Source organism: Streptomyces krungchingensis, from assembly GCF_054729265.1.
This window is the reverse complement of the sequence record NZ_JBPUKY010000001.1, coordinates 26398-48637: the sequence shown is the minus strand read 5'-3', so window position 1 is coordinate 48637 and position 22240 is coordinate 26398. Positions and strand designations below refer to the sequence as shown.

17 protein-coding genes, 2 pseudogenes and 1 riboswitch are annotated in these 22240 nt (G+C 68.9%); of the genes and pseudogenes, 7 read left to right on the top strand and 12 right to left on the bottom strand.

The genetic code is table 11. The features are described 5' to 3' along the window. The first annotated feature begins 68 nt into the window (after window positions 1–68). Window positions 69–1067, top strand: a complete 999-nt coding sequence (locus ACSYGO_RS00235) for a MarR family transcriptional regulator (protein WP_432173620.1) — start codon at window positions 69–71, stop codon at window positions 1065–1067. 377 nt (window positions 1068–1444) lie between these two features. Here ACSYGO_RS00235 and ACSYGO_RS00230 read toward each other — a convergent pair whose 3' ends face one another. The 3 genes and pseudogenes from ACSYGO_RS00230 to ACSYGO_RS00220 form a co-directional block, all read right to left on the bottom strand. After that, a complete protein-coding gene (locus tag ACSYGO_RS00230) occupies window positions 1445–1819 on the bottom strand; it encodes an NUDIX domain-containing protein (protein WP_460389653.1) in 375 nt (124 codons plus the stop codon). After that, complete coding sequence (locus ACSYGO_RS00225; RefSeq protein ID WP_460389652.1) at window positions 1710–2303, bottom strand: dihydropteroate synthase; 594 nt, start codon at window positions 2301–2303, stop codon at window positions 1710–1712. Before ACSYGO_RS00225 ends, ACSYGO_RS00230 begins: the two co-directional genes overlap by 110 nt. Window positions 2304–2307: 4 nt before the next feature. Then, window positions 2308–2502 (bottom strand): annotated as a pseudogene (locus tag ACSYGO_RS00220) (dihydropteroate synthase); the annotation flags it as partial. A gap of 87 nt (window positions 2503–2589) precedes the next feature. Continuing rightward, a riboswitch (ZMP/ZTP riboswitch) is annotated at window positions 2590–2681 on the bottom strand. Here ACSYGO_RS00220 and ACSYGO_RS00215 point away from each other — a divergent pair. Then, window positions 2670–2993: pseudogene (locus ACSYGO_RS00215) on the top strand (porphobilinogen synthase); the annotation flags it as partial. It overlaps the preceding riboswitch by 12 nt. Before the next feature lie 670 nt (window positions 2994–3663). Here ACSYGO_RS00215 and ACSYGO_RS00210 read toward each other — a convergent pair. Then, window positions 3664–4365: a DUF4232 domain-containing protein gene (locus ACSYGO_RS00210; protein WP_460385354.1), complete on the bottom strand. Its 702-nt coding sequence runs from the start codon at window positions 4363–4365 to the stop codon at window positions 3664–3666. Window positions 4366–4619: 254 nt separating this feature from the next. Here ACSYGO_RS00210 and ACSYGO_RS00205 point away from each other — a divergent pair, with 254 nt between their 5' ends. Then, the gene (locus tag ACSYGO_RS00205) at window positions 4620–6926 is read left to right on the top strand and encodes an ATP-binding protein (protein ID WP_460385353.1); all 2307 of its coding nucleotides are present in this window, start codon (window positions 4620–4622) and stop codon (window positions 6924–6926) included. Window positions 6927–7127: 201 nt separating this feature from the next. On the opposite strand, the gene ACSYGO_RS00200 is transcribed toward ACSYGO_RS00205, so the two are convergent. From ACSYGO_RS00200 to ACSYGO_RS00180, 5 genes are all read right to left on the bottom strand, one after another. Beyond that, entirely contained in the window at window positions 7128–7886 is a 759-nt protein-coding gene (locus ACSYGO_RS00200; protein ID WP_460385352.1) for a hypothetical protein, read from the bottom strand. A gap of 852 nt (window positions 7887–8738) precedes the next feature. Further along, on the bottom strand, window positions 8739–10706 hold the full coding sequence (locus ACSYGO_RS00195; protein ID WP_460385351.1) for a SpoIIE family protein phosphatase: 1968 nt from the start codon (window positions 10704–10706) through the stop codon (window positions 8739–8741). A gap of 867 nt (window positions 10707–11573) precedes the next feature. Then, window positions 11574–12161, bottom strand: a complete 588-nt coding sequence (locus ACSYGO_RS00190; protein WP_460385350.1) for a VOC family protein — start codon at window positions 12159–12161, stop codon at window positions 11574–11576. A 167-nt stretch (window positions 12162–12328) separates the two neighbouring features. Beyond that, complete coding sequence (locus ACSYGO_RS00185) at window positions 12329–13021, bottom strand: nitrilase-related carbon-nitrogen hydrolase (RefSeq protein WP_460385349.1); 693 nt, start codon at window positions 13019–13021, stop codon at window positions 12329–12331. A 252-nt stretch (window positions 13022–13273) separates the two neighbouring features. After that, entirely contained in the window at window positions 13274–14113 is an 840-nt protein-coding gene (locus ACSYGO_RS00180; protein WP_460385348.1) for an alpha/beta fold hydrolase, read from the bottom strand. Between the two features lie 674 nt (window positions 14114–14787). On the opposite strand from ACSYGO_RS00180, the gene ACSYGO_RS00175 reads away from it, so the two are divergent. Then, window positions 14788–16395: a M48 family metallopeptidase gene (locus ACSYGO_RS00175; protein ID WP_460385347.1), complete on the top strand. Its 1608-nt coding sequence runs from the start codon at window positions 14788–14790 to the stop codon at window positions 16393–16395. Between the two features lie 491 nt (window positions 16396–16886). Here the strand turns inward: ACSYGO_RS00175 and ACSYGO_RS00170 are convergent, their stop codons facing one another. Beyond that, the gene (locus ACSYGO_RS00170; protein ID WP_460385346.1) at window positions 16887–18338 is read right to left on the bottom strand and encodes an amidase; all 1452 of its coding nucleotides are present in this window, start codon (window positions 18336–18338) and stop codon (window positions 16887–16889) included. A gap of 318 nt (window positions 18339–18656) precedes the next feature. Here ACSYGO_RS00170 and ACSYGO_RS00165 point away from each other — a divergent pair, with 318 nt between their 5' ends. Beyond that, a complete protein-coding gene (locus tag ACSYGO_RS00165) occupies window positions 18657–18776 on the top strand; it encodes a DUF6417 family protein (RefSeq protein WP_432177005.1) in 120 nt (39 codons plus the stop codon). Window position 18777: 1 nt separating this feature from the next. Next, window positions 18778–18873: a DUF6417 family protein gene (locus tag ACSYGO_RS00160; protein WP_460389651.1), complete on the top strand. Its 96-nt coding sequence runs from the start codon at window positions 18778–18780 to the stop codon at window positions 18871–18873. A 407-nt stretch (window positions 18874–19280) separates the two neighbouring features. Here the strand turns inward: ACSYGO_RS00160 and ACSYGO_RS00155 are convergent, their stop codons facing one another. Both ACSYGO_RS00155 and ACSYGO_RS00150 read right to left on the bottom strand, forming a co-directional pair. Further along, window positions 19281–20210 carry a metallophosphoesterase family protein gene (locus ACSYGO_RS00155; RefSeq protein WP_460385345.1) on the bottom strand — a complete coding sequence of 310 codons (930 nt, stop codon included), beginning with the start codon at window positions 20208–20210 and terminating at the stop codon, window positions 19281–19283. A 71-nt stretch (window positions 20211–20281) separates the two neighbouring features. Continuing rightward, the gene (locus tag ACSYGO_RS00150; protein ID WP_432177007.1) at window positions 20282–20842 is read right to left on the bottom strand and encodes a cupredoxin domain-containing protein; all 561 of its coding nucleotides are present in this window, start codon (window positions 20840–20842) and stop codon (window positions 20282–20284) included. Window positions 20843–21620: 778 nt separating this feature from the next. On the opposite strand from ACSYGO_RS00150, the gene ACSYGO_RS00145 reads away from it, so the two are divergent. Beyond that, window positions 21621–22223, top strand: a complete 603-nt coding sequence (locus tag ACSYGO_RS00145; protein WP_345657289.1) for a sigma-70 family RNA polymerase sigma factor — start codon at window positions 21621–21623, stop codon at window positions 22221–22223. The last annotated feature ends 17 nt before the right edge of the window (window positions 22224–22240 follow it).

Sequence of the window (22240 nt, the reverse complement as noted above, 5' to 3'; positions counted from 1 at the left end):
GGCACGATCTCGATCTGATTCGGCCTGGCCCGAAGGACGACATTACGGAAGGACCGCCCCAGGCTGCCATGGTCTACCGCATACATTTCACGGTTCAGGATCTGGCCCGCACACGTGTGGCCGACGCGCCGATGCCGCTGCACGAGCTGGAACTTGCCGCGCGAGCGCTGCAGAGCCGCGGCCGGCCCGCCCGGCTCGATGCCTGGCGCCACCGTGCGCGCGCCCAGCTGTCCGCCCAGGCTCGCGTGGCGCTGACGCTCATGCCTGCCGTGGGATGTTCCCCGGACTTCCTCAGCCCGGCCAGAGCGGGCGGTGTCGAAGACCTTCTGGAACAGGTGCGCAGCACACCACGCGAACACGTCAGGACGAACCTGCTGGAGACAGCACGGCGTCGTCCTTCACTGCCCGCCTGGACCCGCCGCCTGGCCGACGACGCCTCCTTGTTCGCCGAGCTCTGCACGGGACTCGGCGACCTCCATACCTGCCTGCTCGCTCCGCACTGGGACCGCTTCACCGCACACCTGGAGGCGGACCGGCCGCTGCGCCTGCAGCAGTTGCTCACCGGCGGGGTCGAGCAGCTGCTGACCCAGGCCAACCCCCAGTGGATGCGATGGAAGGCCCCGGTCCTGGAAGTCCGCATGCCCAGCGGAGCCGACCGGGACGTTCACCTGGACGGAGAAGGCCTGTTGCTCGTCCCGTCGATGTTCTGCACCCGCGCCATCGTCACCGACGGCCCGCCCGTCTCGGTGAGCTACCCCGCCTGCCCGGACCGCCACCCTGGTGACCTCACCGTCCCTGCCTCAATACCCGGCCGCTCACGCTCCTCCGGTGCGTCGACGCTTCTGGGCCGCACCCGCACCACGGTGCTCACCACCGTCGCCGAGCACCCGGGGTGTTCCACCAAGGAACTCGCCGCTCGCGCGGGAATCGCTCCCGCGAGCGCCAGCGAACACGCCACGGTCCTTCGCGAGGCCGGACTGATCCGCTCGCTGCGCCACCGCAACTCCATGCTGCACAGCCTCACCCCCCTCGGCCTGGCCTTCCTCAACACCCCTGAGGAAGGCTGAGAAGCCGCGCCGGCGCGATGCGCCGCGCCCCGCACCGCGCCGGCCCGTGCCGGCCGGCCGTGCGGCGGCCTGCGTGAGCTGATGCCAGGCCGGGACACCACGCTCAAGATGCCGCGACCGAACCGTTCGCCTGCCTCGTACCGGATCCGCTCGCGAAACCGCCGTCGCTCCGCGGTCAGTCCGCCACCCTGCGCATACCGCATATCCCCGGCCTACCGCAGGGATCACCACACGTCACGACCCCCGACAACAATCCGAAGAGCTCAGTAACGCGGTCACCGGCCAGAACTCCTTCGTGTTGGCTGCCTGCGGCTTCAGAGAGGTGCCAAGCGGCGTAGGTTGTGCGCCGCAGCGCTCTGTACTCCTTCGACGCGTCGTCAGAGTTGCGGCAGTACGCGGTCGAAGAACACGCGGTCGCTCTCGAAGACGGGCTGAAGCCGGGAGAACTCCTGAGGTGTGACCCAGCGGGCGTCGCTCACCTCACCCGGATGCAGAACGACCTCGCCTTCCTCAGCCTCCGCCGTCCACCAGTGCAGACGGAACGTGCCGTCCTCGGTCTGCGACTCCCAGACCTTGGCCACGGGCGAGACCCTCAGCCCGACTTCCTCGTGCACTTCCCGGATCAGGGCTTCAGCCTGCGTCTCACCGTGTTCGAGTTTGCCGCTGAGGGGCGCCCAGTATCCTGACAGCCTGGCCAGCGGACCCCGCTGGATGACGAGCACTCGCTCTTTGCGTCGCACCACCGCGACGATCGCTTCTCGCTGATCCATCATGCTCCTCCTTCGGCGGTTTCCCGGGCGTAGAAGACGGTGAGCGCATCGTGGGGGGTGCCCTCGTCATGGGTACCGGGGTAATCCGCTCAGTGCCATGCCGCGTACAACTCCGTCGCCACAGTTGCCGGACTGACCCCAGCTGGTTCCGGAAAGGGCCCGAAGGGCGCCCTGGATCGATGACCAGCTGTTCCCGGCTGATGCCGGCCGTTGCCGGCGCGGCCAGACGCCCGGCGAAGAACTCCTCGATTTCCCTGCCCACTTCGGTGGCATCGGTCAACGCTTCGGTGGCTGGTGCACGCCGCTGCACGGAGTGCCTGACGTTCAGCCGACAACCAGAGCCCGTGAGTTCCTCGTACGATCCGGGATCGGGAAAGCCCTGAATGTCGTTCAGGTACGGGGCTCCTACGAGCGACGGCGAAGCGCTGGAACTCAGGCAGGAACGAGTCGACCGATACTGGCACACTCTCGGCGACCACCTGGTCCATGACGTCGGCCAACCGCCTGATTTCCCCGGCCGCGCCCACTTCCTGGACTCCCAGGTGGCTCGCCGCAGGACCCAGTTCGATGATGTCGGCCCCCTCCGACCGCAGCCGCCGGGCGCGCCCCACCGCTCCTTCAGCAGCCAGGTATCTGCTGGCTTCCGCGGACGAGTCTGCTGTCATGTTGACGGCCTCGACCAGCAGCGGCCGGCCCATGGCTATGGGCGAGGAATCCAGGTGCTGAGTCATGACGGTGCCTCCCGGGTCGATCCCAGAAGCCCAGGCGCGCGGCGCACGTCCATGTGACGAAGCCGTTCCACGATGGTTGCGCCCATCTCGACACGCCAGTCACCGCGAAGTACTCCTCCGCCTTCTACGGCCACTTCCGCGAGGCCGTCGGCTCCTCCCGCAACGTTGACCGCAAGACCCACCAGCAGGACCCTGCCAACCTCCGTGAGTCTATGCGCGAGTTGGCATTCGACTTGGAGGAGGGCGTCGACATGGTCATGGTGAAGCCCGCCGGGCCCAACCTCGACGTGCTCGTGAAGGTCATCGCCGCCGCGAAGAGCTGGATCGACCGCGACAAGGTGATCCTCGAAACTCTCACCGGCATCCGCCGGGCCGGCGCGCAGATGGTCCTCACCTACTGGGCCACCGAGGTCGCACAAAAGCTCTTCGGTGGGGTGAGGCAGCCAGCGGCTCCGACGGTGACGAGTCCGAGCTCGGCACAGCCCTGCTGGAACGTGTCGAGGCCGAGGGCCGTGACGGGGCCGACAGGCAACACCGGGGATGAGATCGGAATGGGTGGTGATGTGGTGGGCCGCCCACATATGAGTTCGCCAGTGAGGCTGCAGGGAATGCGGCCCTCAAGGTGGACCTCTGCGAGCGGGACCTGGTTCTCGATGCCCGATGAGGCGACGACGACGTGCGAGGGTTTTCATCCCACTCGTAAGTGGCCTTCACGGGCGCGGAACTGGCGGGTGGCGGCGAGGTGCATGGCCCCACCGGCCGGCCTGCGACCGCACCGGCTGCAGCCAACTCGCCTGCGGCTCGGCGCCGAGGACGATGCGACCGGTGTCCCCATGACCACCAGCGGGCGGGCCGTGCGCGGGCGGGAGAGCCGAGACGAGAACTCTCTGCAGATCGGGGCCCTGTGGCAAGCCCGCAACCCGCACCCCAGTCCCGCGCACATCCTCCCGCGCCGCCGCACGGCCACGCGCCCGTGCACGGCCCCGCGCGACAGGCAGCGGCGCTTCCGCCAACGGTTCGTCAGGCGGGACCGCGACGTCCGACGTGATCAGGCAGGAGAAGGCCGATCGATCCCTTCGGGCGTCGACACGGGCTTCAGAAGTCGTCCGCCCCGTTGCGGAGTTCGGGAGTCCAGTAGCCGGTGAGTGCCTTCGCCGGGTCGGCGGCGATGCCCTCGCTGCCGGGCGCGCTGACGGCGATGACCGTCGAGTCGCCCTCCAGCGTGACGGAGAACGCCGACACGGGCTCGTTGTCCTCGTCCACACCGCCGTTCGACACCTTCAGCAGGGCGTAGGCCGGGGCCCCTGCCGAGATCACGACAGGTGCGGCCGGCTTGCTCTTTGCGACGGCCGGGACATCCTGCTTGTGGCTCTCCAGGAGCTGGACGTGCGGGAAGCCCGCCAGGCGGCACGAGTGCCCGGAGGTGTTCTTCGCCGTGAGAATGAGATGGGTGTACGGCGGACCGTCCTGAGTGGCGGCAGTGATGGTGACGTCCCCGGCCGTGCACACCGGGGTGGAGCCGGCAGCCTGCCTGCCGGTCGAGCCCGTGGAGTTCGCAGACCCCGAAGACCCCGAAGACCCCGAAGAGCCCTGCGATCCGGTCGACCCGGCCGAGTCGGTCGTCTCCGCCGTTTCCGACGCGCCGTCGGTCTTGCCGGCCGCCGCCGATTCGCTCGCCGAGGAGGAGGCCGAGGAAGACGCGTTGCTGTCCTCGCCACCCTGGCAGGCGGTGAGGGAGAGAGCGAGTGCCGCGCCGGCGACGGCGAGCAGGGCGGGACGGCGCAGGAGAGTGTTCATGAAAGGTTCCCCGATGAATTGGTGCGGAGCCGCAAGCCTGTTGCCGGCGGCCATGGTGGTCTGGTCGGTGTACCGCGGTTCTGAACTGCCCTAGCCCGTCCGGTAGCCGGACAGAAGGGTGTGCGCGAACCCGTGCCTTCAGTCGATCACCGCGCGCCGTCGTCTCCCAGGCAGTTCACCCGGCAGAACTACCGACTGTCATACTTCTGCCGGTGGCTCGCGCTGGGAGAGCCGGACGAACGGAGACATCAACAGTGCGCGGTGCCACGCCTGTCGGCAGTGACTTCGGGCACCGACTGCGTCAGCTGCGGACGCGCGCCGGACTCAGCCAGGAGGCACTCGCCCACGCGGCCGAGGTCAGCGTCAGAGCACTGGCGGACATGGAACGCGGGCGCACCCGGGGACCGCAGCGCCGTACCGTTCAGGCTCTGGCCGAAGCGCTGGGACTCGAAGGCGACGAGGCAGCGCGCCTGGAGCAGTCCGCCGCCCTGGGCCGACCGCGCCCCCGCACCACGGACGGCCTCGCCGCGTCCGCCACGTTGGCCCTCCCGCGCGACATCGGGGACTTCACCGCACGAGCCCCGGCACTCGCCCGGCTGCTGGAGCTGGCCCATGACGCCGAGCGCGGCCGGTCGGCGGTCACCGTCGTCACCGGGCAGCCGGGGCTCGGCAAGACCGCGTTCGCCGTACACGCCGCGCATCACCTCGCTCCGCACTTCCCCGACGGGCAATTCGCCCTGGACCTGCGCGGTATGGACCCCGAGCCGACCCCGCCCAGGGACGCGCTGTCCCGGCTACTCGGCGCAATGGGCATCGCCGACGCCGCGATACCGGCCGACACCGACGACCGCGCGGGCCTGTGGCGATCCCTGGTCAGCGACCGGCGCGTGCTCCTGCTGCTCGACAACGCCGCCGACGAGGCCCAGGTCCGCCCCCTGCTGCCCGCTGCCGGACCGTCCCTGACACTCGTCACCAGCCGCCACTCCCTGGCGGGCCTGGAGTCCGTCCACCGCAGCGATCTCGCGCTGCTGAGACGCGAAGAGGCGGTGGAACTCCTCACCCGCATCCTGGGCCCGGAACGCGTGCAGGCCGAGGCACAGGCGGCGCGGGACCTCGCGGACCTGTGTGGACACCTCCCACTGGCCGTCCGGATCGCCGGCCAACGGCTGCTGAGCCGACCCCACGAACGGCTGAGCAAGCTCGCCACCCGCCTTGCCGCCGAAGGACGGCGCCTCGACGGCCTGCAGGCCGGCACCCTGCGCGTGCGCGCCGCCTTTGCGCTCTCCTACCGGCAACTCGCCCCAGAACCGAAGACCTTCCTGCGGCGGGCCGCACTGGCCGCCGGCGCGGACTTCAGCCCCGAAACCGGCGCGCTTCTGGCCGGACTGTCATACGACGAGGCGTTCGCCTGCGCCGAGGAGCTGACCGACGCCGGACTGCTCCAGAGCGATGCCAACGCCGAGCGGTACAGCTTCCACGACTTGCTCAGGCTCTACGCAGCCGAGCTGACTGAGACGGAGGACAACCCCGGCGACCGCGACGCCGCCCTCGACCGCGCCGCTCGCTGGATGCTGCGCAGGGCCACCGCCGCCGCACTGCACTTCGAGGCCGACCCGGTCCTGGCCGCACCGCACCGCGACCCGGACCCGGACACGGCGCCCGTCGGCAGGGACGAGGCGCGGGCCTGGCTGGAGGCCGAGCGTGCCCAGTGGCTCGACGCACTGCGCCGAGCCCACGCGTCGGGCCGGCATCGAGAGGTCCTGGACACGGCAGAGGCCATGCACTGGTTCTCCGACGTCACCCAGCACTGGGAGCAGTGGGTCGAGGTGTTCGCGTGCGCCGCAGAATCCGCGCGCTCGCTGGGCAGCAGACAGGAAGAGGCAGTCCACCTCAACTACCTCGCCTGGTCCTACAACCTCTGCGTCCACGACCCCGACGCCGCCCTGACATCGGCCGATGCCGCGCTCACAGCGGCACGCGAGTGCGGGGACGGTCTGCAGGAGGGCTGGGCACTCGGCTACGGCGCGGGCGCCCTCCACCGCCTGGGCCGGACCGAGGAGGCCCACGGGCGGCTGCGGAAGTCGGCCCAGTGCCTCGCCGCACAGGATTCCCCGCAGGCCCGGCTGGCCGAACTGACCATCCTCAACACCCTGGGCACGCTGTTGCGGCAGACGGGGCGGCCGGCAGAGGCCCTCGACATCCACCGCCGCAGCGAGCGGATCTGCCGGGCAGGGATCCCGGGCCGTACGGACGAGCTGATCGCCCTCTACCATGCGGTTGCTCGGCAGCAGATCGGCAATGACCTCGCGGCCCTGGAACGCTGGCACGAGGCTGAACCGCCTTTGCGGCAAGCACTCGCCGACTTCGAGGCCGCCGAAATGCCGGCCTGGGTGGAACAGGCCCGGCTCGACCTGGGACGGGCACTCGCTGCCGCGGGACACCCCGAGGCACGGCAGACACTCCTCGCCGCCCGCGACGCCCTCGCCGCGTTGAAGAGCCCGCGCCAGGTTGAGGCCGCCGCCGCTCTCGCCGCCCTCGATCAGATCACCACCGTCGGGTGAGACCAGCGCCCGCTGCGGGGAGCAGGCAATCGCTACGTCGTCGAGGACCTTCGCCCTGCTCCACCAGTTCAAACGCCTCGCTGTCCGCCGGGAACGCCGAACCGAACTCCACGACGCCTTCGTCTCGTTGGCTTCCAGCCTCATCTGCTGGAGACGCCTCAAGAAAGCCCACGCATGATCCTTTTACACGCTCATATACTGCTATGCCTGGAAGGCTGCGACCTGGTCCGGCACCGAGAAGTCCGAAGCACAATCCGGACACGTCGTGCGGCCGAACAGATGGGCCAGATGCTCTGCGGCCACTGACTGCCCGGCTCTGACGGCCACACCGTGCAGCCGCGCTGCCAGTGGCGGCAGGTCCGCGTGGGCCGCCGGGCGGACCTCGGTGAGTATGGGTCCCTCACGGCCGAAAACCCGAAAGCGCGCGTTCGGGTCCCGACGGCGAGTGCCTGGAGGCTTGTGGGAGAGGTCGACCTCCAAGCTCAGTGCGCAGGAGGGGCACACCACGGGGTGCTCCTCGCGGCGCAGTCTGTGCCTCCATACGGGCACCCCCTCAAAGGCCAGGAGGTGCTCCAGCCAGTACAGAAAGTCGTCTACATCGCCCTCGAAGGGCCCTGCCAACACGACGTTCTGGGTCAGCTGGTGCAGCTCGTTGATCGCAGCCGGGTAGCACGCCTGGACGTAGCCGGGCTCGTGAAGCTGCTGCTCCTCGACGACGATGCGGCCGGCCAACCCAAGGGCCGGCCAGCGACCGCCCGGCTTGCGACTGGTAGCGATGTCTGCCAGAACGGGCAGGGCGGCAAAGCTGGCCGTGTACACCGACCCCTGGTGGTAGAGAGAAGCCCACAGCTCCTCCCATGCCTCGTCAGACAGCTCGGGATCACCGATCTCGTCAAAGAGCCGTGGCAGGTCGGATGCGGATCCATAGGCGTGCTTCAGACGGGACCAGTCCAGTGTCATGGCCGCGATCATCCCAGCCGCATCCGACCGGCACCCCGTGCCTCACCATTCCCACCAACAAGATCGTGTTACGAGTTCTCACGTGAAAGCGGACTGCTACGCGGCAAAGTCCGCCAGGCCGAAGGCCACGCGAGAGAGCCCGGCGCCCGCCTGATCGACAGCCAAGGCCTCAATACGTCCGCCACCGTCCACCTGAGCAGCCAAGGCAGCGCCTCTGAAGCCGAGGCCACCGTCATGACCGAGCGCTGATGGAGCCGAGAGGGGGAAGACAGACGTCGTTCTGCGGCTGCGAGTCGAGGCCCGGACAGCGGGCGGCGCAAGAGCCGATCGCGAAGCAGAATACGATCAACGGCTTCATGAGGATCAGGGCGAGCCACCCGTCACCGGCCGCAACCGGCGATACACCAAGACCGTCCTGGGGATGTGTGGGAGCACATCTGCCCCAGCGCCCGACCGAACGGCGCGGCTTGCGCCTGTGGCCCGTCGGCACCGTCCTGGTGCTGACGCTCGCCACCGCGCTCCTCGTGGCCGCCGCGGTCTTCTCCACCGGATGGAACCTTCTGGACGCCCACGGACTCAAGTCCGAGAACCGCGGTGGCTGGGGCGGGCCGACACGATCTTTATTAGTTACCTCCCCGGTCCGGGACCGGACGTCGAGCAAGACCAGGGGGCCGATCGGGCCTATTGCGGGCAGGCAGGAGCCAGCCCGATCCGCGGCCAGCGTAAGGCCCCCCAGGCCATGCCCGACCCCAGTCCTGGCAGGCCACCGGCCAAAGATCGCGCCAACGCCCGCGTGGGTACGCTCACCTGTAGTGGGGTCCACATCGGGGATGTGGGAGGACGCAGGCGCCGTCATGTGCGTCGGAGGACCAGCACGGCCACGTCGTCGAGGTGGTCGACCGCGACTGCGGCGTCGAGGATGCGGTCGGCGGTCTCCTCGGCGTTCAGCCCGTCGTGGACGGCTTGGGCGGCCAGTGTTCCGGCTCGTTCCAGTCCGGCGTCCAGCGTCAGGCCCGGTCCTTCGACCACGCCATCGGTGACCATGACCAGCGTGGTGTCCGCGTCCAGGGCGAAGGCCTCCTCGCGGTAGTTGATGCCGGGCACGACGCCCAGGACTGGCCCGCCCGGCAGCTCACGAACACCGTGACTGCCGTCTCTGTGCGCGCACAGAGACGGCACATGGCCGGCGCTGGTGCCGGTGACCCGTCCACCGCGCGGGTCGACATGCAGGAGGGTGCAGCTGGCGAATCGTGCGACATCCATCGTGGTCAGCAGCTCGTTGGTGCGGGTCAGCACGGTTCCGGGATGCGGTTCGTGGGCGGCGATCGCGCGCAGGGACGAGCGGACCTGTCCCATAAGGGCGGCGGCGTCGACATCGTGTCCCTGAACGTCGCCGATCTCCAGGGCGATGGCGCCGTCGGGCACCACGTAGGCGTCGTACCAGTCTCCGCCGATGTCCAGCCCGTCCCGGCTGGGCCGGTAGCGGGCGGCGACCTCCAGACCCGGGAGGTGCTCGGGCAGCGTGGGGAGCATGGTCTGCTGCAGCGCCGTGGCCAACTCGACTCGCGCCTGCTGCAACCGGATGCGCCGTAGTGCCTGGCCGGCCAGGTCGGCCAGCACGCCCATGAGGGTCCGCTCCTCCAGGGACGGCAGGTATCCGCTGCCGTAGGTCATCGCCCACGCCCCAAGTGGCTGATTGCCGGTCTCGCCGAGAGGGGTGATCGAGAGGGTGTAGTCGGAGCCGAGCCGGTCTATCCACGGCAAGCTGGCCCCATGCGGCCAGCGGCGGATGTAGTCCTCCCGGTCGAGGACGAACAGCGGCTTGCCGGTGCGGATCGCCTCGGGCAGCGGACTCGGATGGCCCAGCTGCAGGCCGTGCAGGGCCTGGGCCTCACGCATGGCTATCCCGGCATCGGTGGCGCAGCGCAGGCGGCCGTCGTCGAGTGCGAACAGGACGCCGCTAGCGCCGAAGGTCGCGGCGAGCCGGGTCAGGACGACCTGCTGCAACTCCTGCTCCGAGGCTGCGGTGATCAAGACGGAGGAGAAGTCGGCGATGTCCTTGGCGCGCTGTCGCTCGGCAGCCAGTGCGGCCTGCGCCTTCTGCTTGCGCTTCTCCTGCTTGGTGTCGTCGCGGAGTACCCCGAAGATCCGTTCGGGGCCGCCATACCCCAACTGGAGCCGACGGGTCTGAAGGGCGAGTTGGTGCCAGCCATCCTGCGGGGTGAGGTGGCGCAACCTCATCCAGGGGGACTGCTCGATGGGGGCCGAGCGCAGGAGCTGCCTGAAGGCTTCCCGGTCGTCAGGATGCAACGCCGAGATCACTCTGGAAAGCGGCGTAGTGAGATCCGGAGAGAGCGCGACCAGGGCGGGTGCGCCACCGAGCCAATCCAGCTGATCCCGCTGGGGTGAATACATCCACAAGCCGAGGTCGGCGGCCTCGGCGGTCAACCGGAACGGGATCAGCAGGCTGGCCAGGTCGTTGTGCGCATCCAGGGAGTGAACCCATACCAGCTCCTCACCGCAGACGGGATCCTTCACCGGCCGCGCCTCGAGCAAGCAGGCAACAGGTACTCCGCTTTGCCCCGGGACCTCCAGCACCCGCATCGCGACCGCCTTCGTCCTGGTGGCGGCCACCACGAGACTCTCGGCCGACAGCCGCTGGCTTGCGGGGTACAGGTCACCGAAGCCGCGTCCCAGGCACTCCTCCGCCGTCCTGCCCAGCGCCGAGGCCATCGTCGAGTTGATGCTGTGGACGGCACCATCCAGCGTCAGAAGAGCCGACGGGCCAGACCCTCGAAGAAGTTCGTCCGAGGCATCCATCTGTGCCTCCCTGGCGCATAGCAAAACACCCTCTTTACCCATATTCGCGTATTCTGCCGCGATGTATCGGTGAAGGGTGTGTCTGACCGCCTGCGTAGAGTGACGACGGCGGGGAAACCGCTTGAAACTGTGGGCGGCGGACTGCGATGAGGATGAGGGGGCAATGGAGCTCGGTTGCCGTACAGCCGCGGAGTACGGCAACCACCGCAACCGCAGGTGGCTATCAACGGCCGTCGATGACCTCACGACCATGTCCTGGACCGCGATGACCGTCCGGCCGAAAGTTCGGGACGAAAAGCCCCGTGCCCGTTACGTGCCCGTTCCTGCGGGACGCAGCGGTGACCCACAGGGAACGACGGCCCCACCCCTGCTCCGACCCAGGTCAGGAACTTTGCAGGTCAGCCAATCGCGCATACGTCGTCTTCCAAACTGGGGCCCCGGCGAGTCGCGCGACCGACGCCAGAGGTGGCCTTCCCGTCCGTTCGAAGCCACTGCGCTCGTGGGTGGCGCGGCGGTGTGGTTCGTTTCGGGGTCGGTGTGGTGGCTGCTGTCCGGGTCGGCTTCCGCTGTGGGGGTGGAGGCGGGGGCGGGTGCGAGCGCCCTTTGGGGGGCGTGTGGCTCGGCGGGGTGCTGGTCGGGCGGACAAGTGGTGGTGTGCCGGTGTCGTTCGGTTCGCGCCGGGGGCGTCGGCCTGACGGGAAAACGGCCCGGGCGACGGATCGCTGGCCGACTCCGGTCGCCGGGCGGGGAGCAGACCGTCCGAGGCGGTCCGGGACGGCGTGGTGGAACCGCCGATCCCACCCCCTTGTCCGTCATCGTGACCGGCTTTGCCGGCAGCGCCAACAACGTCTCGGCGGGCAACACCGGTCAGGTGGGAAGTTCCTCGCCTGTCTGCTCGCGCACCATGTACTCGGCGTACCAGGCGGGCCAGTTGTCGTCGCGCTGCCCGGTGCGCTTCTCGTGCTCCCCGTGGGCCGCCTCAGCACGCCGCAGCGTGGCCTCCAGGTCGCTCACCGATGCGTATGTCGTCGGCCCGGAGCCCATGCGGCCGGCAAGGCGCGTGGTGAGTTCCTGCACCAGCCAGGTGTTGCCGTCCGGGTCGCTGAACGAGAAGAGCGAGAAGTAGCTGCGACGGTCCGGGTCGAGTCCTTCGGCCGTGCCGTCCGAGGTGAAGTGGAAGAAGTTGCCGACGTCCACTCCTGCGGCGACCAGCTGGTCTCGCGCGACCTCGATGTCCGAGACGGTCAAAATCGTGCCCTGGGACGATCCGGGTGCCGCTTTGGTGAAGCCGGTGCCGAACATGACGGAGGAGCCGGAGCCGGGCGGCGTGAAGTGGACGATTCCGGGGGGTGCGTCGTCGAGGCGCCAGCCGATTTTGACGTAGAATTCCTTCGCCCGCTCGACGTCCGAAACCGGAAGACTGATGACTTCGAGCTTCGTGTCGAACCTCCCCATGTTCGCCGTCTTACTCGCACCCCGGCCCGGTTTATCGATTGTACTCATCATGGTCTCCCTGATGATTTATCTTTGCCACGCTAACGCCGCGTCTGTCCGGCCGTATTTGGGGGTGACTCGGGTGGCTTCCCGAATATCCAGGTTAACGGTTCCCTGCATCGAGGGCATTACCAACGTGGGCTCGAACCGTGGCTCTCGACGGAGTTGCCTTCGTCGTCCGCCAGGGCAGGCGAGCCTGCTGCACCGCGGTGGTGCACATGAGCCGTCAGGCTGCGGTCGATCTGCAGGGACAGCAGGTCGGGGCGGCTGTGGTGACCGCGCGAGTCGGTGAGTCGCTTGCGGAGGTCGATCAGCGCGAAGTCCAGGTCGACGATCACTTCGCCTTCCCCGGAGGTGAGCGGCTCGCCGATGACGCGGCCTTCGGGGTCGATGATGGCGGTCCTTCGGGGTCGATGATGGCGGTGAAGAACCCGCCGGACACAGCGCCTGCGGAACCGCCGGTGTCCTTGGCGATCTGGGCCTGCTGGTGGGCATCGAGCCAGGCCGTGGCGGTGACGACAAAGCCGGCCGACTCCAGGGCATGCTGGCGGATGTTGACCTCTATCTGGTCGGCGAAAAAGCTGACCGCCGAAGGCGCCCGAAGACATCGAGGCGTGAATCTGCTCACCGTCGGCGATGAGGGCGTAGCGCGCCAGCGGCAGGTGGTGCTCCCAGCATGCGAGCTGCCCGATCCGGCCGACGGTGCTGTCCACCGCACGCCGGCCCGACCCGTCGCCCTGGCCCCAGATCATGCGCTCGTGATACGTGGGGGTGATCTTCCGTCGGCGCTGAAGGAGGGTTCCGTCGGCATCGAACAGCAACTGCGTGTTGTAGATCGTGCCGCCGTCACGTTGCGGTTCGTCACCGCAGCTCCTCTGGTGTTTGCTGCGGCGTAGCGACTGAGCGGAAGTGCCGGTTCTGCACAGGGACCGTCACGCCGATGCCGACGTGCGAAACCACCGCGTTGGGCCGCCGGATCGCGGCCCAACCGCCGGCCTGCTGATGTGGCTCCCGAAGGACCTGACCAGCGGCGACGGCGCTCGGCCGGGCCGCGGTCGCGACCGCTACCCGACTCAACGCGTCGTCTTCCGACCGGGGGCAGTTCGACTCCACCAGTCGTTGACGATCCCGGCGTATTCCCCAGCGGCTTCCTCCCAGACCCAGTGGCCAGCGTCGACGACGTCGAGTTTGCTGTTGGGCAGGTACTGGTGCAGGTATTCGGCGTTCGCCACCGGCACCACCTGATCGTCGCGGCCGGCGATTACCTGTACGGGGGTCTGGATGCCGGGCAGCAACTCGCGCAGGACCGGCAGGTCCTGGCGGAAGGCGCGCAGGTACGGCATCTGGTCGACCATCCGCTGGCCCACGTAAGAGCCGAGGTAGTCCTCGCGCACGGTCTCCGGCATCTCGTAGCTCTTGATCTTGTCGATGGCGGCCGCCACGATGACCTTGGGGGCCAGCTTCCGGTACGGCGCAAGGTCTTTGGCGTACACCCACTCGTGCAGCGGGCCTCCCAGCTGTAGCGGAGCCGCCGCCGCACCGCTGCCCACGACCGCGCTGCGGAACCGGTCGGGATGCTGGGCCGCGGCGAACAGGATCGCGCTGGTGCCGATGTCCGGGCCCACGACGTGTGGCATAGCCATGTCGAACTCGTCGGCGATCCGCACGATGAATTCGCCCATCGCCCTGGGCGTCAGCAGGTCCTCTCGGAGTTCGGAATGCCCGAACCCCGGCAGGTCCACCGCGACGAGGTGGGTGCGCTCGGCCAACCGCGACCAGGTCGCGTGGTAGGCGTAGAGGCTCTCCGGGAACGGGCTCAGCAGCAGTGCCTGCCCGTCATGGAGATCGTCGCTCTCGGCGTAGCGGATGGACAGTCCATCGATCCGCCGGAAGCGTGGTCTGATCTCACTCATGTGCGCCTTGCCCTTCTTGATCCGACCTGGGTGTTGAGCGGGGGAAGCCAGCTCCCCTCACTCCCAATGAGAGCATATGCTCATATATTTCTCGGAGCTAACCTGCGCGTTTCACTTGCTGTGGGCGTCGGGGATCTGTGCGAGGGCTTGGTCGAGGATGGTGATGTGTTCGGTGGCGGTGCTGGCGTCGGCGTTGCCCGGCCCCACTACGCCGGCCAGGGCCTCGCCGGTGTTGTCCAGGACGCCGGCAGTGGGTGGTAGTCGAAGCCGCGTCTGTAGGTAGCCGCGGCCTGTTCCTTCTCGGAGTGGCGGTTCACGGGCCGTCGGACGTACTGCTCGTCCCGGGGGAAGACCGGTCCAGCAAGCCGGCGTTGCCGTGTCTGCCCCGAGGGTGGACCCCCTTTGGGCAACCGGCGGAATGCGCTGACCTGCTCAAACGCGCCTCTGATCATGTGAAGATCCCGCGATAGGCCCTGGGGATTCCCAGTGCTTCCATCTAGATGGAGCGGAGCGGAGGGACGACCGCGATCCGGCGCGGGCTTGGGTAGGGTCTCTGCGCGGGCGCGGTGTCTGTCGTGCGTGGAGAGTACCGGGGCAGCCGGAACGCTGGGAGTAAGATCCGCGGGCGTCGCTGGCTCGTCCGGGCCGGCCGAGTCCTGTGGGGGGACCTTCCGATGAACTTCCGGCTGCGCGCTGTCCGCGCACTCGTGCTGCTGGCCGGCTTCTATCTGATGGGCGTGGTTCTACTGGCGGTCATGGCGGTGCTCGACTGGCTGCTGGTGACGCGTCTGCTCACCGCGCGGGCGGCGTGGCTCGAGGGCATGGTCCTTGCCGTCACCGTTCTGCTGGCGGTGGCGATTGTTCGGGGCATGTTCGTCTTCTTGCGAGCCGGGCGCCTGGGTCCGGTGCCACACGCGGTGGCGGTCACGTCGCAGGACCAGCCCGAGTTGTGGGAACAGGTGCGCGCCGCCGCCAAGGAGATAGGGGAACGGCCGCCGGACGAACTCTACCTAGTTGCCGAGGTCAACGCAGGCGTCGCCGAACAGAGTCGCCTGCTGGGGCTGTTGCCCGGACGGCGCCGTATGCTCCTGGGCCTGCCACTGCTCGCCGGGCTGACCGTCCCCCAGCTGCGTGCCGTCTTCGCCCACGAGTTCGGGCACTACGCCAACCTCGACACCCGGCTCGGCGGCGTCACCATGCGCGGCCGGACGGCAGTGCTGCACACGGTGGACGTGTTCAGCCAGGGCAGCACCCCGTTGCACCACACGATCGGCGCCCTGTATCTCGGCTACGCCCGCATGTTCCTGCGAACCTCCCAGTCCGTGGCCCGCCACCAGGAACTTGCTGCCGACCAGGTAGCCGCCCGGCACGCGGGCCGTGACGCGACGGCTGCCGCGCTGCGCGCCCTTCCGGTCCTCGACTCCGCGCACACCCACTACCTGCAGACGTACGCCGAGATGGGCAAGCCGCTGGGGGCCTTGCCGCCGGTGGGCGAAGTGCACGGCGGCTTCCTGCGGCTGCTCGCCGCCCGGCAGGGGGAACGCCTCGCCGCCCTCGCAGCCGGGCAGCGTCCACCGCGGCCGCACCCATACGACTCGCACCCGCCGACCGCCGAACGAATCGCCTTGATCGAGAAACTCCCCGGCGACGAGCGGGCCGACGGGTCGCCCGACGCGCCAGCTGCGCTCACCCTGCTGCGCGACCCGGGCCGGGTGTTCACCGCGCTGGAGGCACGCACGCTGCCGGCCGAGGCGACGCAACTGCGGCGCATGAGCTGGGACGACCTCGTCATGGCCCGCGCCGTCGTCGACGCCGAGGGCTGGTCCCGGCCGCTGCAGCTCGCCGTCGCCAGGGCGCTGCGATCCGAGGCGCAGGGCACTGACGAGACAGCGCCCGCACGCCGGGGCGCCCCGGCCCAGAAAGACGATGCCGGGTTGCCTGGTCTGGAGGAGGTACTCGACGCGTTCGACCGCGGCTTGCTGTGGATGGCGGTTGCCGACCGCATACCCAAGCCACCGCAAGCGGCGCGACTGGTTGGGCTGTCGGCCCGCAACTTCATCCGGCCCAAGGTCTTCGATGGGCTCGCGGGCATGGTCCATCTGCGCCTCGCCGAGGCCGGACACGCCGCCCCCGACATCGCGTGGTCGGGACGCCCCGGACTTGCCCTGCCCGAGGAGTGGGAAAAGGCCATGGACGACGCACTCGATGCGGCCGTCGCCGACACGCCCGACACCATGCCCCTGCGCACCCTGCTCGCCGGCACTGACCGCGTGTCCCCGTAGCCGCCGCTCGACCCCTGGCTGCGTTACGACAGATGCGGTGCGGTAGGCAGCATGGCGGGGGTTTCTGATCGAGGATCCGAAAATCGTTCAACTGTGTAGAGGCGGCTCTTGCCCCAACAGAGTGGGTGGTCGCCCTCCGGAACCATCCTCATTCCGTCACCCGCAACACCGCATTTCGTCGGCTCCCCCTGTGGTGCGCAGGCTCGGGAGTTTCCCATCTCGTCGACGGCGTGTGCGGGCGGCCGTGTGTGACATCGTTGGACACCTCGTCGGCGGCCTTCGACGGACAGTGACGCCTTGCAGTGGAGCACGCATGTGGCTGTGTGGAACGGCTGTGGCGCGGCGTTGACACGCCGCGCCACAGCAGACGGTTGTTCGTTCAGGTGCTGCCGTCGGCGGGGAGCAGTGCCTTGGTGATGTTTCGCCCGCCGCAGATACGGGCCGCGGCGGCCGCCGCGCCACAGTCCTCGTCGGGTACCCGGTACGACGCGTTACGCCGGTGCCGTAAAGCCGCCGATCTGCTGTTCGAGCAGCTCGGCCAGTCGTAGTGGGGTGCGGTCCTCGAACATCGGGCCGATGAGCTGTACTCCCACCGGCAGGCCGTCGGGGGACAGGCCTGCGGGTATGGCGGTGGCGGGCAGGCCGGGCATGGTGGCCAGACCGGCCCAGACGAGCTGGTCGAGGTAGGGGTATGCGACGCCGTCGATGTCGATGAGGCGTTGAAGCAGATCGGGGTCGTGGTCGTGCACGAACGCGGGAGTCGGCGTGATCGGGCACACCACGGCGTCGAACTCGGCGAACAGCTGCCGCCAGCCGTGCCGGTGGACCTCGCGACGGCTGTCCGCCTGGATCCAGTCGCGGTGGCTGAACACCATGGCGCGCAGCCGCGCCGCGCCGAGACTCTCATCGTCCGCGCCAAGTGCGGCTGCGCGCTTGCGCAGCTGCTCGTACGCGTCGTCGGGAAAACGCGCACTGGTGCCGGAGAACAGCAACTGTGTGTAGAGCGTCGCGGCTTCGGCCAGGTCGGGCAGCAGTGCAGTGTGCCGTTCGACGTGGGCGCCGGCATCGATAAGGGCGTCGGCCACCCGGTTCACACCGGCCCGCACAGCGGATGAGGTCGCAATGAACGGATGCTCGTCCAGGACCAGGACCCTGAAGTCGCTCAGCCGCTCATGGCGTGCGGGCGGCAGCGTCAGCTTGTGCGCCACGCCGCGCGTGAGCGGGTCCGGCCCGGCCATGACGTCGAGCAGGAGCATCAGGTCGCGGGCGGTGCGCGCCATCGGGCCGACGACGGCGAGGTCGAGGTCGACCGGCAAGGCCGGCGTGGTGGGCGGTACCATACCGCGGTTCGCCACCAACCCGAGGGTCGGCTTGTGCGCGTAGATGCCGCAGAAATGCGCGGGGGTGCGCAAGGATCCGCCGATGTCGGAGCCGATGGACAACGCGCCGAATCCGGCCGCCAGGGCCGCCGCTGATCCGCCGGACGATCCGCCCGGCGTACGCCCGTGATCCCACGGGTTGTTGGTGGTGCCGTAGATCTCGTTGAAGCTCTGCAGATCCTGCAGACCCAAGGGCACATTGGTCTTACCGAGCACGACCGCGCCGGCAGCTTTGAGCCGCGACACCTGTACCGCATCCTCGGCCGGTACGAAGTCCCGGTACTGCGGCATGCCCCAGGTCGTCGGCGTCCCGGCCATGTTGTACGACTCCTTGACCGTCACCGGAATACCCAGAAGCGGCCGGTCCTCGCCCCGGCCGAATGCTTGGTCGGCATCGTGCGCAGCCGCCCGCGCACGATCGAAGTCAGACACACAGATTGCGTTGATCCTTCCCTCATCCCGCTCGATCCCAGCGATCGCCGCCTCGGTCAATTCCACCGAGGACACCTCACCAGCACGCAATGCGGCCGCCAACTCTTGGGCCGGCCGGAAATTCCAATCCATGAAACGGACGCTAACGGGCCGTCACAGAGGCCATAAAACTCCGCTTCCCGCAACGGAAAAGTCCGCGACACTCGCCCGGCCGCGGGCACGGCGTGGTGTCAGCCCGCTGTCAGCGTCGCGCCGGCCCCACAACCGCCGCTGCCAGTGCGGCGGTCCGGGGTGGCGAGAGCGGCCACAACGTCCTGGCCCGCAACCCTTGACGCTTTCCATCGCGTAGGCGGCCGCCCATCACCACCACCAGGCCGCGAGTGATCTCGGCTGCGTGTGCTGCAGGGGTCCGGCCGTGACCGGTCGGGCCCTGTAGGCGTTGCGCCTTGCATGGATGACGACGAGCAGCCTGATCTTGGCGAGGTCGATTTCACACCCATCGACGAGACCGTGGAGCGGTTGGCACTGCTGACCCTGGAAGAGGCACATGATCTGCTGACCTGCTGCTGACCTGCTGCTGGCCGTCGCGCAGCAGGGCAGCCCCATCTCACCCGAGGCCGACCGCCTGGCGCGGGAAATCGCTGCCCGTATCCCCTCCGAGAACTGAGCGCCGCATCGGTTCACCTGACAGCAGGTGCTGACGACATATGCAGAGTCGTGGGCTGCCGGCTGAGTCGGGCTGCTTGGCTGGGCCCAGGGCCGGCAGCGGCTCCAGCCGGGCAGACGGTCGTGACCGGAGGGCGGGCCTCGTCGCTGCCGACCGCGCGGCGCCCGGCCCGGCACCGGCAAGACCACACGGGCATGCGGTCGCAGCGGACGAACAGCACGTCTCCATCGGTGCCGATGTGATCGGTCTGGCGGTGGGGCCGGCGCTGGGGCACGCGGAGGACGTGGCCCCAGCGCCGGTGTCCGCCCGTGCCGAATGCCTGATCGGGACCGGGCGGAGCTGGTGCGCGGCCAAGACAGCGCCGCGTGCGGGGTGGCGCAGGGCGGGGGCGAGGAGTCTTCGGGCGTTCATGCCAGCCTCTGATCCGTGATGGCCAGTTCGCGGTCGCCTTGGCGGTAGCCGACGCTGCGGATGCCGAGTGCGTCTTTGAGCTGCCGGGCGGGGACGACCTGCGGGGTGGGGGCGGGGGCACGGCCCGGTTTGGGCAGGGGGTACGCGGTGGTGGTGGCGGAGTGGAAGGTGATGTTGCCCTCTGTCTTGGTGAACAGCTGGTGGACGTGCCCGTTGAGGCAGGTGACGGAGGAAAAACGGCGCAGGAGGGCGATGACCTTGAGGGCGTCGTCGGTGCTCCAGCCCCACTGCGGATACATGGCGAACAGCGGGATGTGGCTGAAGACCACGACGGGGGTGTCCGACGACAGTCCGGCGACGTCCTTGCGAACGAAGTCGATCTGGTCGTTGCCGAGGTGGCCGAGCTTTTCCAGGCTCAGGGTGTTGACCAGGGCGATGAAGTGCACGCCGTGGGTGTCGAAGCTGTACCAGCCGTCGCCGAGCGTGCCCATGCCGAAGGTCCGCCGGTAGGCACGGCCTGCATCGCCTATGGAGTCGTGCTCGCCCGGTACGGTGAAGACTCGGTCCGTCTTCATTCCGGCCATCATCTGCTTGACCTGGTCGAACTGCCCGGTCGTGGACAGGTGGGTGAGGTCCCCGCTGTGCATGACGAAGTCCGGTCTGAATCCGAGTGAGTTGACCTGGTTGATCGCTTCGGTGAAGGAGCCGGCCACGTCCATGTTCGCCGGGCCCTGGAACCCGATATGGCTGTCGGAGACCTGCACGAACCGCAGCGCGCCGCTTCCCGCTGCGGCGGCCCCGGCGGCGGTTTCGGCATGGGTGTCCCGGGAGTCCGCGATGTGGCTGATCACCTCTCCGCTGGCCACGGTCAGCACCACCGCGCCGCCGAACCACCCTGCGTGCCGCAGCAGTTGACGCCTCGTCATACCGTGTTCCGTAGGGGGCCGACCGGCGTCGTCGGCCGGTGCTCCGTCGTGACTGTCGTAGCAGTCGGTCATCAGGTCACCTCCACGGTGGCGGTCATGAACGGATGGATGGTGCAGAGGTAGGCGTAGGTGCCCGGCTTGGTGAACGTGTAGCTGTAGGTGGCATGGATGGCCAGGGCGGCGGAATGCAGCGGGCCGCCCGATTTGGCACTGGTGACGGTGTGAGCGTCCGTGTCCTGATTGGTCCAGGTCACCGTCGTGCCCGCTTTGACCTTCAGCGTGGCCGGGGAGAATGCGAAGTTCCTGATCGCTACGGCGTTCTCGGCCACCGGCGCGGCCGGCGCGCCGGTGGCCGAGGGACTCATGGGCATGCTCATGCTGGGCATCGGCGAGGCGCCCGGAGCGGAGCCCGCCGTGTTCCCCGGCCCTATGGCACCGGGCATCCCGGCCGTCCGGTGCTGACCCGGACCGGGTGTGATGACGGCGGCTGCGGTGGACGAGGAATGCGAGGACTGGCCGGATGAGCTGACGAGCCCCAGCGCGCCGGCGGTGGCGGCGGTGGCGACGGTGGCGACGGCCAGCCCGGCCGTGGCCCGTGATCGCCGGCCGGCGGTACGAAAGTTCAGGTACATGGTTGTCCGTTCCTCACTGGTCAGGCGGAGACGGGGACTGCGCCGGGTAGGCGTAGGCAACCGCAGGGATGTGTGGTGGATGCCGTGTTCATGGCCGCAGGCCCCTCGCGGCCCCGGCGAACGGGCAGTGATACTGCATGCCGGCCGCTCGCCTCGACGTGCCCCGCGCTGCGCATCCGCCCTTGCGTGCCGCGAAGGTACAGGCGGCGTACGGCAGTTCCTCATGCGGGGGAGGGGGCGCGAGTGACTCGTCGCAGGCCAGGCTGTGCCCGTACGGGTCGTGCGCACCCTGGGCCGGGTGGAGTTCTGCCCTGGTGGTTGCGCGGCTCTCGGTCGCTGTACACGTCGAGCGCTGCGCGGAGCGGTCGCCGTGGTGTGCGCTGGGCACGGGCCGGGGCTGCGCGGTGGCGCCGGCTTCGATGCGCGGGGGTGGGGCGAGCGTGGCCGGCGCCAGGAGCGCGTGCGTCGCGTGGTGTATCTCCGTCACCTCTGATCCGTCCTTTGTCGCGTGGGGAATCGATGCGCAAGTGCGCGTAAGTTGGCTCTCGTCTGGCTCCACGGGCGACAGGGCCCCCACGGTTCGACCTATATGCACTTTTTATGGGAGTTCTTGGCATCGCCCCCAGATCGCCCCGTCTCCCCCGGGCGCTGAGCGCGCACGATCCTGGCGGTGCCGTGAGGCCTGGCACGGAGTGCCGCCCGCGGCGCTCGCAGAGTGTCACCCGCATCGCGCCGTGCGTTAGAGGACAAAGCAGTACATATGCGCGATGATCGTCTTATGTCCTGGAGTCCCCGAAAACGTGGTCCAAGGACCGACCCGGATCGCTCCGCGCACCGTGTCTCTGGTAAAGGGACCCTTTCGACCGCGGATGAGGAACTGCTGCGGACCCTTTACGCCGAGCACGCAGGGCCCCTGTTCCACTACGTGCTGCGACTGACCTCAGGAGATCGGCAATGGGCGGAGGATGTGGTGCAGGAGACGCTGCTGAGAGCGTGGCAGCATCCCGCCGCGTTCGACCCCGCACGCGGCCCGGCCCGGGCATGGCTGTGTACGGTCGCCCGGCATCTGGTCATCGACGCCCACCGGGCCCGGCAGGCCAGGCCGGCCGAGGTCGGCGGCGACGTGCTGGAGCGAGCCGCCGAGCAGACACCGGGCGAGGACGAGATCGAGCAGGCACTGCAGAGCTGGGCGGTTGCCGACGCCGTCCGGACACTGTCCCCGGACCACCGCGCGGTGCTGCTGGAGACCTACTACAGGGGCCGGACCATGGTGGAGGCCGCACAGGTGCTGGGCATCCCGCTGGGCACCGTGAAGTCACGCACGTACTACGCCCTCCACGCCCTGCGGCTGGCGCTGCAGGAACGGGGAATCGAGCCATGACCGCGGCGTGCAGGAGG

Coding starts and splice junctions, on each gene's coding strand:
- ACSYGO_RS00195 (WP_460385351.1), bottom strand. CDS start 10,706: ATGGATGCCTCGGACGAACTTCTTCGAGGGTCTGGCCCGTCGGCTCTT.
- ACSYGO_RS00175 (WP_460385347.1), top strand. CDS start 14,788: ATGAACTTCCGGCTGCGCGCTGTCCGCGCACTCGTGCTGCTGGCCGGC.
- ACSYGO_RS00235 (WP_432173620.1), top strand. CDS start 69: ATGGTCTACCGCATACATTTCACGGTTCAGGATCTGGCCCGCACACGT.
- ACSYGO_RS00155 (WP_460385345.1), bottom strand. CDS start 20,210: ATGACGAGGCGTCAACTGCTGCGGCACGCAGGGTGGTTCGGCGGCGCG.
- ACSYGO_RS00190 (WP_460385350.1), bottom strand. CDS start 12,161: ATGGGGAGGTTCGACACGAAGCTCGAAGTCATCAGTCTTCCGGTTTCG.
- ACSYGO_RS00170 (WP_460385346.1), bottom strand. CDS start 18,338: ATGGATTGGAATTTCCGGCCGGCCCAAGAGTTGGCGGCCGCATTGCGT.
- ACSYGO_RS00180 (WP_460385348.1), bottom strand. CDS start 14,113: ATGAGTGAGATCAGACCACGCTTCCGGCGGATCGATGGACTGTCCATC.
- ACSYGO_RS00165 (WP_432177005.1), top strand. CDS start 18,657: ATGGATGACGACGAGCAGCCTGATCTTGGCGAGGTCGATTTCACACCC.
- ACSYGO_RS00150 (WP_432177007.1), bottom strand. CDS start 20,842: ATGTACCTGAACTTTCGTACCGCCGGCCGGCGATCACGGGCCACGGCC.
- ACSYGO_RS00145 (WP_345657289.1), top strand. CDS start 21,621: ATGTCCTGGAGTCCCCGAAAACGTGGTCCAAGGACCGACCCGGATCGC.
- ACSYGO_RS00200 (WP_460385352.1), bottom strand. CDS start 7,886: ATGACACTGGACTGGTCCCGTCTGAAGCACGCCTATGGATCCGCATCC.
- ACSYGO_RS00210 (WP_460385354.1), bottom strand. CDS start 4,365: ATGAACACTCTCCTGCGCCGTCCCGCCCTGCTCGCCGTCGCCGGCGCG.